Source organism: Methylobacterium oryzae (genome assembly GCF_021398735.1).
Lineage (GTDB): Bacteria > Pseudomonadota > Alphaproteobacteria > Rhizobiales > Beijerinckiaceae > Methylobacterium.
This window is the reverse complement of the sequence record NZ_CP090349.1, coordinates 5,459,121-5,472,572: the sequence shown is the minus strand read 5'-3', so window position 1 is coordinate 5,472,572 and position 13,452 is coordinate 5,459,121. Positions and strand designations below refer to the sequence as shown.

Below are 13,452 nucleotides of genomic sequence, written 5' to 3'. Positions count from 1 at the left end.
GTCTCGGCTCATCGGACCTGGACCGTCGCCTCCGGCGCGTCGCTCTAAGACGCGTCAGAGACCCGATCTCGGGACAGTTCCGCCGGACAACACGGTTCGGCAATGGAAGGGCCACCCTCTCGGGTGGCCCTTCGGCGTTTCAGGGTCCGGACATGCGGTCGGCGCCGCTCAGCGCCGCTCAGCGCCGCTCAGCGCCGCTCAGCGCCGCTCAGCGCCGCTCAGCGCCGCTGGGACTGGAACAGCGGCTGGGCCAGCGCCTCGGTCCGGGCGCGCCACAGGTCGCGCTCCTCGCGCAGGGCGTCGCGCTCGCCGGCCAGGGTCAGCCGCTCGGCCCGCAGGGCGTCCCGCTCGGCGATCGCCCGGTCGCGCTCGGCGCGCAGCTCCTCGCGCTCGGCCCGGAAGCGCTCCCGCTCGCCGCGGAACTCCTCGCGCTCGACGCGGACGTCCTCCTGCTCGGCCCGGAGATCCTCCAGGGAGCCGATCTCGTCGCGGATATGCTCACGGAGCGTCCGGATCTCGTCGGCCAGGATGGTCTGCAGCTCGTCCTGGCGCTCGGCCTCGACGCGGAGCCTGGCCTTCAGCATCAGGTTCTCGGCCATCAGCTCGGCGATGTCGGGATCCTCGGCGGCGGCCCGCGGCGCCTCGGGGGCCGGGACGACGCGGGGCGACCACGCCGTCTCCCCGCCGCGAGGCCGCTTCGCCTCGGGCAGGGTCTCCTCGGGCCGGGCATCGCCGCGGGCCTCGGCCGGCGCCTGGGCCTTCATCGCCGTCAGCCAGTCGCGGAGCGGACCGGTCGCGGGAAAGCTGCCGGACTCGGTCGGCGAGTGAGAGCGGGCGGGTTCCGACATCGGCGGGCGTCCTGATCGAATATGGCCCGAAGACAATCCCAACATGCTTAACGATCGGTAAAAGTTAACACCGATCGGCGGCCCGTTTCGGCACCGCCGCGGCGCCGGGCCGGCCGAAAAATTGACTTTCCGGCCGGCTGCCGCTACGCCCCGGCCTCCCGATCCGTAGCAGATCGACCGATGCCAAGCCGACCGGTCCCGCGAGGCCGGAGGTCAACGCCCGACAGCGCGTCCGCGCCCTCGGGCGCGATGGGCGTTGGCCGATATGCGAGGACGGGATCCGCCGGCCGAGGCACCCGCATGACGCGAGATCAAGAAGCGTTGAAGATCGAGGACGCGATCAACGAGACCTGCCCGTGGTCGGGCAAGCCGATCTCGGCGGACTCGCTGACGCTCTACAACGGCGCCGTGGTGGGCTTCTGCAACCCGGACTGCCGGGACAAGTTCGCCAAGGCTGTGCGCGGCTTCGAGGCCGCCCTCCAGGCGCGCCGCGTCGAGCGCGCCGGGCTCGAGCAGTAACGGCGGGGCGTCAGGAACATGTTCGAAGGCCTGTCCGACCGCCTCTCCGGCATCCTCTCGGGGCTCACCCGTCGCGGTGCCCTGACCGAGGCCGACGTCACCGCCGCCATGCGCGAGGTGCGCCGCGCCCTGCTGGAGGCCGACGTCGCCCTCGAGGTGGTCCGCGGCTTCACCGACCGGGTGAAGGAGAAGGCCGTCGGCGCCGTTGTGCTCAAGTCGGTGACGCCCGGCCAGATGGTCGTGAAGATCGTCAACGACGAGCTCGTGGCGATGCTCGGCACCGACGCCGAGACCGTCGATCTCAACGCCCCCGCCCCGGTGCCGATCCTGATGGTCGGCCTGCAGGGCTCGGGCAAGACCACGACCACCGCCAAGATTGCCCGGCGCCTCTCCGACCGCGAGAAGCGCAAGGTCCTGCTCGCCTCGCTCGACACCCGCCGCCCGGCCGCCATGGAGCAGCTCGCGGTGCTGGCCAAGCAGGTCGGCGTGGAGAGCCTGCCGATCATCGCCGGCCAGTCGGCGGTGCAGATCGCCAAGCGCGCCATGGACGCGGCCCGCCTCGGCGGCTTCGACGTGGTGATGCTCGACACCGCCGGCCGCACCACGGTGGACGAGGGCCTGATGGCCGAGGCCGCCGAGGTGAAGGCCGCGACAAGGCCCCACGAGGTGCTGCTCGTCGCCGACGCGCTCACCGGCCAGGACGCGGTCAACACCGCCCGCGCCTTCGACCAGCGGCTCGGCGTCACCGGCATCGTGCTGACCCGCATGGACGGCGATTCCCGCGGCGGCGCGGCGCTGTCGATGCGCGCCGTCACCGGCAAGCCGATCAAGCTCGTCGGCGTCGGCGAGAAGGTCGACGCGCTGGAGGAGTTCCACCCGGCCCGCGTCGCCAACCGCATCCTCGGCATGGGCGACATCGTCTCGCTCGTCGAGAAGGCCGCCGAGACCATCGACCACGAGCAGGCGCTCCGCACCGCGGAGAAGATGCGCAAGGGCAAGTTCGACCTCGAAGACTTGTCCATGCAGCTCGCCCAGATGGAGAAGATGGGCGGCATCGGCGGCCTGATGGGCATGCTGCCCGGGATGGGCCAGATCAAGAAGCAGGTCGAGGGCGCCAACCTCGACGAGAAGATGTTCAAGCGCCAGCGGGCGATCATCTCTTCGATGACCCCGCAGGAGCGGAAGAACCCCGACCTCCTCAAGAACAGCCGCAAGAAGCGCATCGCGGCGGGCTCGGGGGTCGACGTCTCGGAGATCAACAAGCTCCTGAAGATGCACCGGACCATGGCCGACATGATGAAGGCGATGGGCCAGGGCAAGCGCGGGATCGGGCAGGCGCTCGGCTCCATGTTCGGCCTGGGCGGCGGGATGGGCGGTGGAATGCCCGGTCTCCCGCCCGGCATGCCGGAGCCGACGCCGGAGCAGATCGCGCAGCTCGAGAAGCAGTTCGGCGGCAAGCTGCCGCCGATGCCGCCGGGCCTGGGCGGGGGCGGGATGCCCAAGCTTCCCGGACTTCCGGGCCTCGGCGGTCCGAAGCTGCCGGGTCTCGGTGGGTTCATGCCGGGGAAGAAGAAATGAGCGTGCTCGCGGCCCAGGCCGTCGATCCCGAACTCGCGCGCCTGCGGGACAGCATCGACAATTTCGATGCGGCGCTGATCCACCTCCTCGCCGAGCGTTTCCGCTGCACGCAGCGGGTCGGCGAGCTCAAGGCCCGAAAGGGGATCCCCCCTTCCGATCCGGACCGGGAGGCCCGTCAGGTCGCCCGGCTCCGCAAGCTCGCGGTCGAGGCCAAGCTCGACCCCGACTTCGCCGAGAAGTTTCTGGCCTTCGTGGTCAAGGAAGTCATTCGGCACCACCAGTCGATCAAGGCGGACCACGAGTCCCAGATCGAGCAACAGCGAAAGTAGTCAGACCATGGCCCTCAAGATCCGTCTCACCCGCGGCGGCGCCAAGAAGCGCCCCTACTACCGCATCGTCGTCGCCGACGCCCGCGCCCCGCGCGACGGCCGCTTCATCGACAAGGTCGGCGCCTACGACCCGATGAAGGCCAAGGACGATCCGGCCCGCATCGTGCTCGACAACGAGAAGATCCAGAGCTGGCTCGCCAAGGGCGCGCAGCCGACCGACCGCGTCCTGCGCTTCCTCGACCAGGCCGGCCTCGCCAAGCGCCCGACCCGCAACAACCCGCAGAAGGCCGAGCCGGGCGAGAAGGCCAAGGAGCGCGCCGCCAAGCGCGCCGAGAAGGCCGCCGCTCCCGCCGAGGACGCCGCCGCGTAAGGCGCACCGGTCATGGCGCGCCGCCCCGCAGGTCCCACCTCCCGCGACGGCGGCCGCCGAGGCCGCACGAGCTCGGCGATCGGCAAGATTGCGCCCGACGCGGCGACCTCGCCCAAGGCACCGGCCCCCAGGCCGGCGCCGCTGCCCGTGCCGCCCGATCCGAGCCTCGTCCTGCTGGGCGAGTTCGGGCGGGCGCACGGCCTCAACGGCGAGGTCCGGCTCAAATCCTACACCGGCGATCCGCAGGCGATCGCCGGCTACGGAACCCTTCTGACGGCCGACGGCCGGACGCTGACGCTCGCCGACGTGCGTCCCGCCCCCGGCCCGTCGCCCGACATGCTGATCGCCCGGGTGAAGGGCGTCTCGGGCCGCAGCGCCGCGGAGGCGCTCAACCGCGTGGCGCTGTACGTTCCCCGCGACCGTCTGTCCGCGCCCGAGGACGACGACGAGGTCTACGCCGCCGACCTGATCGGCGCCGCGGCGGTGGACGAGGCCGGGACCCTGATCGGGACGATCGTGGCCGTGCCGAATTACGGCGGCGGCGATCTCCTGGAACTGCGACCGCCGAACGGCGGCGCCACGGCGCTCCTGCCCTTCACGAAGGCCTTCGTGCCGGTCCTCGACGTGGCGCAGCGCCGCGTCACCGTGGCCGCGCCGGAGGACCTGTTCGCGGCGCCGGGCGAGAAGCCCGCCGACGATCCGGGCTAGGGGCGGCCGGCCCGTCGCGCAGGCGGGGCGTCCGGCGTCCGGGCAGTGCCCCGGCCGCGACCGCCCTCAGTGCCCCCCGGCCGGCGCCCCGCCGCCGAGCTTGACACTTTTCAGGCTCAGGGCCAGCGGGACCGCGCAGGCGGCGACGAGGCCGAGCACCCAGAACACGTCGATATAGGCCCAGTAGGCCACCTGCGTGCTGAGCACGCTCCCGATCCACGCCGTCGCCTGGTTCTGGGCCTCGACGCCGGCGTAGCCGTGCTCGGAGAAGTACTGCGTCGCCTGCCGCATGGTCTCCTGGTAGGCTGGCGCGGCCGGGTTGACGCTCTCCACCAGGCGGCTCTGATGGAACTGGCTCCGGTAGGCCAGGATGTTCTGCGCCAGCGAGACGCCCATCGAGCCGCCGACGTTGCGAGCGACGTTGATCAGCGCCGAGGCCTGATCGGTCTGGTCCTTGCGGATCCCCTCGTACGAGGCCGAGGTGATCGACAGGAACACCATCGGCAGGCCGATACCGATATAGACCCGCGACCACGCGAAGAACGCGAAGGTCGTGCTGCCGTCGATCCGCGTCAGGTCGTACATGCCCAGCGCCACGATGGTCATGCCGATGGCGATCAGCCATTTCGGCTGGACGTAGGACGAGACCCGGCCGGTGAGGAACATCATCACCACCGTGACGATGCCGCCCGGGCCGAGGACGAGGCCCGACAGGGTGGCGGTGTAGCCGTAATATTCCTGCGTGATCTGCGGGATGAACTGCGTGGTCGCGATCAGGATCGCTCCGGTGAACATCATCACCAGGAAGCACGAGCCGAACTGCCGGTTGCCGATGAGGCGGAGATCGACGGCCGGGTTCTCGCGGGTCAGCAGCCACGGGATCATGGCGATGAACGAGACGACCATCAGCACGCCGGACACGTTCATCAGCGTCGAGGTGCCGAACCAGTCCTTCCGCTGGCCCTCGTCGAGGATCACCTCCAGCGAGCCGAGGAACAGGGCGACCAGCACGAAGCCGACGATGTCGAAGCGGATGCCCTTGCGCACCAGGGCGCGGCGCTCCTTCTTGGCCGCGTCGCTGTCCTCGATCAGCCAGTACATCAGCCCGAGGGCGATCACGCCCACCGGCCCGTTGATCAGGAAGCACCAGTGCCAGGAGGCGTTGTCGGAGAGCCAGCCGCCCAGCGTCGGGCCGATCACCGGTGCCACCACGATGGCGACCCCGTAGAGCGCGAAGGCCTGGCCGCGCTTCGCCGGCGGGAAGGAATCGGCCAGGATCGACTGCGCGAGCGGTGCCATGCCGCCGCCGCCGAGCCCCTGCATCACCCGGAACAGCAGCAGCGATTCCAGGCTCCAGGCGAAGCCGCACAGGATCGACGAGACGGTGAACAGCGCCACCGACCACATGAAGAACGCCTTGCGGCCGTAGCGCTTGGCCAGGAAGCTCGACGCCGTCAGGGTGATCGCGTTGGCGACGAGATAGCTCGTCACCACCCAGGCGGCCTCATCGGGGCCGACCGCGAGGCCGCCCGAGATGTAGCGCAGGGCCACGTTGGCGATGGTGGTGTCGAGCACCTCCATGAACGTCGCCAGCGCGACCACGCCGGCGATCAGCCACGGATTGTGGCCGCCCGGCGCCTTCCCGGACGCGGCCCTGCCGCCTGCCGCCTTGCCGCCTGCCGCCTTGCCCGCACCCGGCCTACGCCCGGGCGCGGCCGCGCTCCCCCGGCCGGCCACCGCGCTCACCGCACCGTGACGGTCGGGACGATCGACATGCCCGGGCCGATCGACACGTCCGTCGGCCAGGTCTTGACCACGATCTTGACCGGGATGCGCTGGGTCACCTTCACGTAGTTGCCGGTGGCGTTCTGCGCCGGCAGCAGGCTGAAGGCCGTGCCCGAGCCCGGCTGCACCGAGGCCACCGTGCCCTGGATCTTGCGGCCGGGATACGCGTCGATCTCGATGTCGACCGGCTGGCCCGGCCGCATGTCGGTGATCTGCGTCTCCTTGAAGTTCGCCGTCACCCAGATGTCGTCGGGCACGAACATCGCCAGGGTCTGGCCGGCCTGGGCGAGCTGGCCGACGCCGCCGGTGAGCCGCACGACGCGGCCGGCCTGCACGGCGCGGACCGTCGTGTAGCCGAGGTTCAGCTCGGCCTGCTCGACCTGCGCCCGGTCGCGGCCGAGCTGCGCCTGGGTCGAGGCCTTCTGAGCCTGGAGCGAGCCGACCTGCTTCTGCGCGGCGACCACGCTGGCATTGGCGCTCTGGACCGCCGCCTGCCGCTGCTGCAGCGTCGAGGTCGCCGACTGCGACTGCTGGACCGAGCCGGAGCCGCGCTCGGCGAGGTCCTTGTAGCGGGCCGCGTCCTCCTGGGCGAACTTCAGCGCCGCCTCGGCGGTGGCGACCTGCGCCTTGGACACTTCGATGTTGGCGTACTGCGCCTGGATCTGCGCGTCGATGTTCTTGATGCCGGCCTCGTCGGCGGCGACCTGCGCCTTCGCCTGGTCGAGGGCGATGTCGTAGTCGCGCTGGAAGACCTGGAAGAGGATCTGGCCGGCCTCGACGTGCTGGTTATCGGTGACCGGCACGTCCACGAGGTAGCCGCCGACCTTCGGCTGGATCGAGATGCTGCGCGCGTCGACGAAGGCGTCGTCGGTGCTCTCGTAGGGGTGCATGTAGAGCAGCCAGTAGAAGAACACGCCGACGCAGAGCGCGACGACCGCGAGCCCGCCGAGCAGGAACGCGAGCGGGTGGCGCCGCAGGACGCTCGGGCGCCGCGCCTCGTCCCCGTCGTCGTCGGAATCCGCCGCGTCGTCGCCGGCCTGCCCGTCCTGCGCCTCGGGCGCGCCGTCGGCCTCGTCCGCGCCGGGCTTGCGCGCGGTCTCGCGGTCGGTCTCGAGGTCCGCGGCCGGCGCGGCGCGGTTGAGATCGAGCACGTCGCGCTCGCGCGCGACGGCCCGGCCGTCGGCCGGCCGCGGGCGCGCCTCGTCCTCGGAGAGGTGCCGCTGATCGTCGAACATGGAAAGTCGTCGCCCGATGGGCCGGCCACCCGGGGGTGACCGGGCTTGTCGCATCGCCCGCCTCAGGCAGCAAAAGCCGGCCGCAGGCCCAAGGTTCCACGCGCGGATCAGCCCGCCTAGGAACGCATGCCGCACTGCGGCGTTCTGCGCCCGGAACCTTTGCCGTTCCCGGCCTCAAGGCCCAGGAGTTCGCCATGACCAGCAGCCCATCCCCGACGCCGAACCGCCCCGGTTCCGGCCCCGCGACCACCCCCACCGGCATCCCGCTCGTCGGCGCGGCGCGCCTCGACGCCATGAGTGCGGCCCTGGCGCGGAACTGGTGGCTCGTCGCCCTGCGCGGCGTCATCGCGGTCCTGTTCGGGGCGATCGCGTTCATCGCGCCGGGCGCCTTCGTGCTGTCCCTGGTCCTGTTCTTCGCCGCCTACATGCTCGTCGACGGCGTCGTCGCCGTCGTCGGCGCGGTCCGGGCCGCGCAGCGCCACGAGCGCTGGGGCTTCATGCTGGTCGAGGGCCTCGTCGACATCGTGGTGGGCGTCGCTGCGGTGCTGGTGCCGGCTGCGGCCGTCTGGGCATTCGTGCTGCTGCTCGCCGCGTGGGCGCTGGTCACCGGCGGCCTGATGATCGCCGCCGCCTTCCGCCTGCACCTCCATTACGGGCGCTGGTGGCTGGGCCTCGGCGGCGTGGTGTCGATCCTGTTCGGCCTCGCGCTGCTCATCAACCCGGGCATGTCGGCCCTGGTGCTGACGTGGTGGATCGGCTCCTACACCTTCGCCTTCGGCATCCTCCTGCTGATCCTGGCCTTCAAGCTGCGCGCCCAGCACGGCGCCGTCGGTCCGGGAGCGCCGCTCGGCCGGTGAGCCGGCCGGGACCGGATCGTGCCCCGTGGCCCGATCCACACGGTGGCGGCGCGATCGACGCGCCGCCCGTCCCGCGACCCAACGGCTGCGGGACACCGCGACGGATGCGGCTTAGAAGGCTCGGTCGGCCGGATCGGCCGGTCCCGGAACACGCACCACGATGACGCCCGACGCGCCGGAACGCGCCCCGGCCGACGGGCCGAAACCGCCGAAGCCGGACCCTGCCGCCGACGCCCCGGACCCGCGGCTCGCCGCCCGGGAGGCCGGGCGGGCCGCGCGCGACCTCGCGCGCCATCTCCGGACCCTCCTTGCCGCGGCCGGGCTCGGCCTCGCGCGGACCGGCCGGGCCCTGTCGGCGCGCGCGGCGGAGCGCGCGGCGCGGGCGCGACGGGCACCGGCGGAGCGCCCGCCCGCCGTCGAGGAGACGGACGCGCGCGCCCTGAACCGGCGTTCCCGGCCGATCCTCGGCCGCCGGCACCCGGCCCTGCTCGCCGCCGCCCTGGTGGTCCTGCTGCCGGCCCTGGCGCTGGCGATCTACCTGTTCGCGGCCTTCGTGAGCCTGCCGCGGCTGGGCGGCGCCGTGGTCGAGACCGGCCAGCGGGCGATCACCGTCGAGGCCGACGACGGCCGGGTCTTCGCCACCCGCGGCAGCTTCCGCGGCCAGAAGCTCACCGCGGCCGACCTGCCGCCGCACCTCGCCCAGGCGATCGTAGCGATCGAGGACCGCCGCTTCTACAGCCACTGGGGCATCGACCTGCGCGGCCTCGCCCGGGCGGCGTGGCGCAATCTCCGCGGCGGCGGCGTGCGCGAGGGCGGCTCGACCATCACCCAGCAATATGTCCGCCTGACCTCCCTCAACCAGGAGAAGACGCTCTGGCGGAAGGTGCAGGAAGCCTTCCTGGCGCTGCGGGTCGAGTCGACCATGAGCAAGGACGCGATCCTGCTCGGCTACCTCGACTCCGCGTATTTCGGCGCCGGCGCCTACGGGGCGGACGCGGCGGCGCGGCGCTACTTCGGCAAGCCCGCCAAGGCGCTGAACCTGCCGGAATCGGCGATGCTGGCCGGTCTGGTGCGGGCGCCATCGCAGCTCGCCCCGACCCGCAACCTCGGGGGCGCCAAGGAGCGCGCCGACGTGGTGCTCCAGGCCATGGTCGAGACCGGCGCGATCTCGCAGGCCGAGGCCGACGCCGCGCGCAAGCAGAGCGTGACCCTGAAATCGCCCCCCGAGGCGCCGCCCGGCACCAACTACTTCCTCGACATGATCGCGGGCGACGTGAAGCGCCTCGCCGGCACCGACGGCGACATGACGGTGCGCTCGACCCTCAACCTCGACCTGCAGAGCCTCGCCGAGGGCGTCGTGGCCCGCCGCCTCGACAAGGACGGCGCCCGCCGCAAGGTCGGCCAGGCCGCCATGGTGGTGCTGTCGAAGGAGGGCGCGATCCTCGCCATGGTCGGCGGCCGCGACTACGAGGACAGCCAGTTCAACCGCGCCGTCCAGGCCAAGCGCCAGCCCGGCTCCCTGTTCAAGCTCCTCGCCTACCTGACGGCCTACGAGAAGGGCTACACGCCGGAATCCGTGATGGTCGACCGCCCGGTCCAGATCGGCGACTGGCAGCCCGAGAACGACGACGGCCGCTACCGGGGGCCCGTGCCCCTGCGGACCGCCTTCGCGCTGTCGATCAACACCGTGGCGGCCCAGCTCGGGCAGGATGTCGGCATCCCGGCGGTGATCGCCACCGCCCGCAAGCTCGGGATCCAGTCGGACCTGCCCAACGTGCCGAGCCTCGTCCTCGGCTCGGGCGCCGTGAGCCTCCTGGAGATGACCCGCGCCTACGGCTCGGTCCTGTCCGGGCGCACCCCGCTCCAGTCCTACGGCATCCAGGCGATCCGCGGGGCCGCGCCGCAGCCGCTCTACGTCCGCGCCGACGCGGCCCCGGGCCCGATGCTGGCGCAGGAGCCGCGCACCATGATGCTCGACTCGCTGCAGGCGGTGGTGGAATCCGGCACCGGCCGCGCCGCGCGGGTGCCCGGCCAGATCATCGGCGGCAAGACCGGCACGAGCCAGGATTTCCGCGACGCGTGGTTCGTCGGCATGACCCCCGACCTCGTGGTCGGGATCTGGGTCGGCAACGACGACGACAGCCCGATGAACCGCATGTTCGGCGGCGAGATGCCGGCCGGGATCTTCCACGACTTCGTCCAGCGGGCCGCCGAGAAGCTCGCGAAGGGCAAGGCCCGCCTCTCGGCGGAGCGGGCCGAGCCGGCCCGGGCCGCCGCCGCGCCCGCGGCCGAACCCGTCGTGGCCGGCGAGGTCCGCGGCGTGCCGGAGGTGATCGATACCGGCACCCTCAACCTGCGCGGGCGGGTCGTGCGCCTCCTCGGCGTGGTCGGCGAGCGCGGCCATCTCGCCCGCCAGCTCGCCAGCTACCTGCGCCGCCGCGAGGTGGTCTGCACCGGCCTGTCCGACGGGGCCACGGCCCGCTGCCGCATCGAGGGCGACGACCTCGCCGGGCTGATCCTGGCCGCGGGCGGCGCCCGCGCCTCCGAGGACGCCCCGCCGGACCTCCTGGGCGCGGAGGAGCAGGCGCGCGCCGAGCGGGTCGGGCTGTGGGGCCGGTGAGGCGCTAGCCTGCCCCGAGCTTCGCCAGCGTCCGCGGGTCGGGGACGCCGTCGAAGTAGCGCGCCAGCGCGTCGGCGAAGACCGGCTCGCCCGGCACGGCGCGGGCGAACAGCGTCATGCTGGAGCGGAACTTCAGATCGTCGGGCGAGCCGAAGATCGCGTGGGCCGAGCGCCCGGCGACGGCGTTGACGGCCGCCGTGCAGGCGCGCAGGCGCGCGCCGAGCACCGGGTGCGCCGCGTAGGCCTGCGCCTCCGCGAGAGACCCGATGGCGTAGCGCTGCGCCATCGGGCTCGCGCCGAGCCCGGCGATCTGCGGGAAGATGAACCACATCCAGTGGCTGCGCTTGTCGCCGGCCTGCAACTCCGCCAGGGCGCGCCCGTAGACGCCCTCCTGCGCGGCGACGAAGCGGCCGAGGTCGTAGGTGTCGCTCATGCGCGGCTCCGTTGTTCCGGTCCCGCACCGTCAACCGCGCGGCGCCCGCGGGGATGCAGGCGCGGGTCCGGAGTGCCGCTGACGCCGCGCCGGGATTGGTGTAAGCGCCGCCCATGCTCGCAACGCTCGTCGCCTTCATGGTCGCGAACCCGGCGATGAGCCACGCCCTGACGGCGATCCCCGAGACCGCCGGAATGGCGGCCGTTCTGATCCTGCTGCGCAGTCCCCGACCGGAAGGCGTCGCGGCGCTCGTGGTCTCGACCTACTATTACGGCCGCGAGGCCGGGCAGCGGGAACACGTCCTCAAACACGCGGGCTGGGACGCCGTTCAGGCGCATCTCGGCGCCGAGTTCCTGTACGGCTGGTCCCTGCCGAATCTGCAGCAGTGGGTGGCGCCGACCTGCGCGGCCTGGGCGGTCGCGGCCGCGATCTATCTGGTCCGGTCGCGGATGGCGCGGGCGGCTCCGCCGGGTGCCCGGCTCAGGCGCGGGTGAACGGTCCGTCCGACGGCCCGATCTCGCTCCGGTCTCCGAGGAGCCGCCGGCCCGAGGCGATGATCTGGACCGTCTCGCGGCTGGAGCACTGGCGCCGCGCCAGGGCCTCCAGGTCGCGCAGGTAGTCGATGAGGGGACCACGCTGCTTGTCGGCTCGGCCGATCACCGGCTCGACCTTGGCGGTCACGAGGCCGCCGACCGTGTCCCAGAACTCCGCCGGTTGGATCGCGGCGTCGCCCATCGCAGGCTCGTGCATCCCCGGTCTCCGCTGTGCTCGCACCACTCTTGTCGAGCGTTTCGGCCGCCGGCGCATTGACCCATGTTGAAGACGCTCCTCCGGAGCGCGGGGCTCGCGGCATCGTCATCCGCGCGCCGGGCGATCCGGCGGGGCAGCATCCGGTGCGCCGCCCCATAATGGACCGCGCCACCGCGCGCGTTTCGGATCGACCGCAGGGAGCCCGCATGCCCGCCGACGACGTCCCAACCCGCGATGCCCGCGCACCCGAGCCCGCACGGACGCGCGCGCCCCCGGCCGGGGAGAGCCGCCTCCGCTCGATCGCCAAGGCCGTGAGCTGGCGCGTCGTCGGGAGCCTCGACACACTGCTGCTGTCCTACCTGTTCACCGGCAGCGTGCTGGTCGCCGGCTCGATCGCCTCGACCGAGACCGTGACCAAGACCGTGCTGTACTACCTCCACGAGCGCGGCTGGGGCCTGATTCCCCTCGGTCGCGCCTGAGATCCGTCCGGGAGGCCGCGTTGCCCGCCAGCTCCGCCCCGCCGCCCGGCGGCCTGACATCCTCGAGAGCCCGAACCGGAGAGAGCCGCATGCCGCAGATCACCGTCGGAGGACTCGGCCTCCGCTACCACCTCGCGGGCCCGGAGGACGCCCCGGTCGTCGCTTTCTCGAACTCGCTGGGGGCGACCCTGGAGATGTGGGACGCGCTGGTGCCCGCGCTGACGGGGCGTTACCGGACGCTGCGCTACGACACGCGCGGCCACGGCGGGTCGGAGACGCGCGACCGGCCGGTCGCGATCGCGGATCTGGCCGGCGATCTCGCGGGCCTTCTGGACGCCCTCAGCATCGGACGCGCCCATCTCGTCGGCCTCTCGCTCGGCGGGATGACCGTGCAGGCGCTGGCGAGCGCCGATCCCGGACGCGCGCTCAGCGCCACCCTGATGGCGACGGCGGCCTTCCTGCCGAGCCTGCAGAGCTGGGACGAGCGCGCCGCGACCGTGCGCGCCCAGGGGACGGCGGCCGTGGTCGAGGCGACGCTGGGGCGCTGGTTCACGCCGGGTTTCGCGGAGCGCGCCCCCGAGACGGTGCGGGCTGTCCGCGAGCGATTCCTGGCCTGCGATCCGGCCGGCTACGCGGTGTGCTGCGGGGCGATCGGGCGCATGGATCTCCGTCCGGCGCTCGGAGCCATCACCGCGCCGACCCTGGTGATCGCCGGCCGCGACGATCCCTCGACGCCCCCGGCCATGGCCGAGGAGATCTGCGGCGGCATCGCCCAGGCCGAACTCGTCGTGCTGCCCCGGGCGGCGCACCTGCTCGCCGTCGAGCGCGCCGAGGCGGTCGGCGGCTACCTGCGCGCCTTCCTCGACCGCGCCGCGCCGGGCGCGTAGGCGGGCCGCGGCGGCGCCGTCCCGTCAGTCGCCCGAGCGTCCGGGACCGCGCGC

Annotated in this window: 15 protein-coding genes; 10 read left to right on the top strand and 5 right to left on the bottom strand. The window is 72.7% G+C overall.

Features of this window, described 5'->3' with window-relative positions; genetic code table 11:
* Positions 1-218: 218 nt before the first annotated feature.
* Complete coding sequence (locus tag LXM90_RS26135; protein ID WP_020092610.1) at positions 219-848, bottom strand: hypothetical protein; 630 nt, start codon at positions 846-848, stop codon at positions 219-221.
* Positions 849-1,148: 300 nt separating this feature from the next.
* On the opposite strand from LXM90_RS26135, the gene LXM90_RS26130 reads away from it, so the two are divergent.
* Genes LXM90_RS26130 through rimM form a run of 5 tightly spaced genes read left to right on the top strand, consistent with a single transcriptional unit; the run spans position 1,149 to position 4,352 of the window.
* Positions 1,149-1,367: a glutathione S-transferase gene (locus LXM90_RS26130; protein WP_026604841.1), complete on the top strand. Its 219-nt coding sequence runs from the start codon at positions 1,149-1,151 to the stop codon at positions 1,365-1,367.
* Between the two features lie 18 nt (positions 1,368-1,385).
* Positions 1,386-2,945, top strand: a complete 1,560-nt coding sequence (gene ffh / locus LXM90_RS26125) for a signal recognition particle protein (protein ID WP_042675612.1) — start codon at positions 1,386-1,388, stop codon at positions 2,943-2,945.
* On the top strand, positions 2,942-3,274 hold the full coding sequence (locus tag LXM90_RS26120; protein ID WP_012320554.1) for a chorismate mutase: 333 nt from the start codon (positions 2,942-2,944) through the stop codon (positions 3,272-3,274). Before ffh ends, LXM90_RS26120 begins: the two co-directional genes overlap by 4 nt.
* Positions 3,275-3,281: 7 nt before the next feature.
* Entirely contained in the window at positions 3,282-3,644 is a 363-nt protein-coding gene (rpsP, locus tag LXM90_RS26115; RefSeq protein ID WP_020092607.1) for a 30S ribosomal protein S16, read from the top strand.
* Positions 3,645-3,656: 12 nt separating this feature from the next.
* Positions 3,657-4,352, top strand: a complete 696-nt coding sequence (rimM, locus tag LXM90_RS26110) for a ribosome maturation factor RimM (protein ID WP_020092606.1) — start codon at positions 3,657-3,659, stop codon at positions 4,350-4,352.
* A gap of 66 nt (positions 4,353-4,418) precedes the next feature.
* On the opposite strand, the gene LXM90_RS26105 is transcribed toward rimM, so the two are convergent.
* The gene (locus tag LXM90_RS26105; RefSeq protein ID WP_020092605.1) at positions 4,419-6,098 is read right to left on the bottom strand and encodes a DHA2 family efflux MFS transporter permease subunit; all 1,680 of its coding nucleotides are present in this window, start codon (positions 6,096-6,098) and stop codon (positions 4,419-4,421) included.
* Positions 6,095-7,372, bottom strand: coding sequence for an HlyD family secretion protein (locus LXM90_RS26100; RefSeq protein ID WP_020092604.1), 1,278 nt, complete (start codon positions 7,370-7,372; stop codon positions 6,095-6,097). Before LXM90_RS26100 ends, LXM90_RS26105 begins: the two co-directional genes overlap by 4 nt.
* A gap of 194 nt (positions 7,373-7,566) precedes the next feature.
* Between LXM90_RS26100 and LXM90_RS26095 the strand changes: the two genes are divergently transcribed.
* Both LXM90_RS26095 and LXM90_RS26090 read left to right on the top strand, forming a co-directional pair.
* The gene (locus LXM90_RS26095) at positions 7,567-8,229 is read left to right on the top strand and encodes an HdeD family acid-resistance protein (RefSeq protein ID WP_020092603.1); all 663 of its coding nucleotides are present in this window, start codon (positions 7,567-7,569) and stop codon (positions 8,227-8,229) included.
* Positions 8,230-8,389: 160 nt separating this feature from the next.
* Positions 8,390-10,849 (top strand): PBP1A family penicillin-binding protein, encoded by a 2,460-nt coding sequence (locus tag LXM90_RS26090; RefSeq protein ID WP_020092602.1) that lies wholly within the window; start codon positions 8,390-8,392, stop codon positions 10,847-10,849.
* Positions 10,850-10,853: 4 nt separating this feature from the next.
* Here LXM90_RS26090 and LXM90_RS26085 read toward each other — a convergent pair whose 3' ends face one another.
* Complete coding sequence (locus tag LXM90_RS26085; protein ID WP_020092601.1) at positions 10,854-11,282, bottom strand: DUF1810 domain-containing protein; 429 nt, start codon at positions 11,280-11,282, stop codon at positions 10,854-10,856.
* A gap of 113 nt (positions 11,283-11,395) precedes the next feature.
* Between LXM90_RS26085 and LXM90_RS26080 the strand changes: the two genes are divergently transcribed.
* Positions 11,396-11,776, top strand: coding sequence for a hypothetical protein (locus tag LXM90_RS26080; protein ID WP_020092600.1), 381 nt, complete (start codon positions 11,396-11,398; stop codon positions 11,774-11,776).
* On the opposite strand, the gene LXM90_RS26075 is transcribed toward LXM90_RS26080, so the two are convergent.
* Entirely contained in the window at positions 11,763-12,032 is a 270-nt protein-coding gene (locus LXM90_RS26075) for a hypothetical protein (RefSeq protein WP_026604840.1), read from the bottom strand. The two genes, LXM90_RS26080 and LXM90_RS26075, sit on opposite strands and share 14 nt — an antisense overlap.
* A 206-nt stretch (positions 12,033-12,238) precedes the next feature.
* Between LXM90_RS26075 and LXM90_RS26070 the strand changes: the two genes are divergently transcribed.
* A complete protein-coding gene (locus LXM90_RS26070) occupies positions 12,239-12,511 on the top strand; it encodes a DUF2061 domain-containing protein (protein ID WP_020092598.1) in 273 nt (90 codons plus the stop codon).
* Positions 12,512-12,600: 89 nt separating this feature from the next.
* Positions 12,601-13,398, top strand: coding sequence for a 3-oxoadipate enol-lactonase (pcaD, locus tag LXM90_RS26065; RefSeq protein WP_020092597.1), 798 nt, complete (start codon positions 12,601-12,603; stop codon positions 13,396-13,398).
* Positions 13,399-13,452 lie beyond the last annotated feature (54 nt).

Excerpts from the sequence above, each read along its gene's own strand:
- pcaD (WP_020092597.1), top strand. The coding sequence starts at position 12,601 with ATGCCGCAGATCACCGTCGGAGGACTCGGCCTCCGCTACCACCTCGCG.
- LXM90_RS26070 (WP_020092598.1), top strand. The coding sequence starts at position 12,239 with ATGCCCGCCGACGACGTCCCAACCCGCGATGCCCGCGCACCCGAGCCC.
- LXM90_RS26095 (WP_020092603.1), top strand. The coding sequence starts at position 7,567 with ATGACCAGCAGCCCATCCCCGACGCCGAACCGCCCCGGTTCCGGCCCC.
- LXM90_RS26085 (WP_020092601.1), bottom strand. The coding sequence starts at position 11,282 with ATGAGCGACACCTACGACCTCGGCCGCTTCGTCGCCGCGCAGGAGGGC.
- LXM90_RS26135 (WP_020092610.1), bottom strand. The coding sequence starts at position 848 with ATGTCGGAACCCGCCCGCTCTCACTCGCCGACCGAGTCCGGCAGCTTT.
- LXM90_RS26075 (WP_026604840.1), bottom strand. The coding sequence starts at position 12,032 with ATGCACGAGCCTGCGATGGGCGACGCCGCGATCCAACCGGCGGAGTTC.
- LXM90_RS26080 (WP_020092600.1), top strand. The coding sequence starts at position 11,396 with ATGCTCGCAACGCTCGTCGCCTTCATGGTCGCGAACCCGGCGATGAGC.
- LXM90_RS26090 (WP_020092602.1), top strand. The coding sequence starts at position 8,390 with ATGACGCCCGACGCGCCGGAACGCGCCCCGGCCGACGGGCCGAAACCG.
- rpsP (WP_020092607.1), top strand. The coding sequence starts at position 3,282 with ATGGCCCTCAAGATCCGTCTCACCCGCGGCGGCGCCAAGAAGCGCCCC.
- rimM (WP_020092606.1), top strand. The coding sequence starts at position 3,657 with ATGGCGCGCCGCCCCGCAGGTCCCACCTCCCGCGACGGCGGCCGCCGA.
- LXM90_RS26120 (WP_012320554.1), top strand. The coding sequence starts at position 2,942 with ATGAGCGTGCTCGCGGCCCAGGCCGTCGATCCCGAACTCGCGCGCCTG.
- ffh (WP_042675612.1), top strand. The coding sequence starts at position 1,386 with ATGTTCGAAGGCCTGTCCGACCGCCTCTCCGGCATCCTCTCGGGGCTC.
- LXM90_RS26130 (WP_026604841.1), top strand. The coding sequence starts at position 1,149 with ATGACGCGAGATCAAGAAGCGTTGAAGATCGAGGACGCGATCAACGAG.
- LXM90_RS26100 (WP_020092604.1), bottom strand. The coding sequence starts at position 7,372 with ATGTTCGACGATCAGCGGCACCTCTCCGAGGACGAGGCGCGCCCGCGG.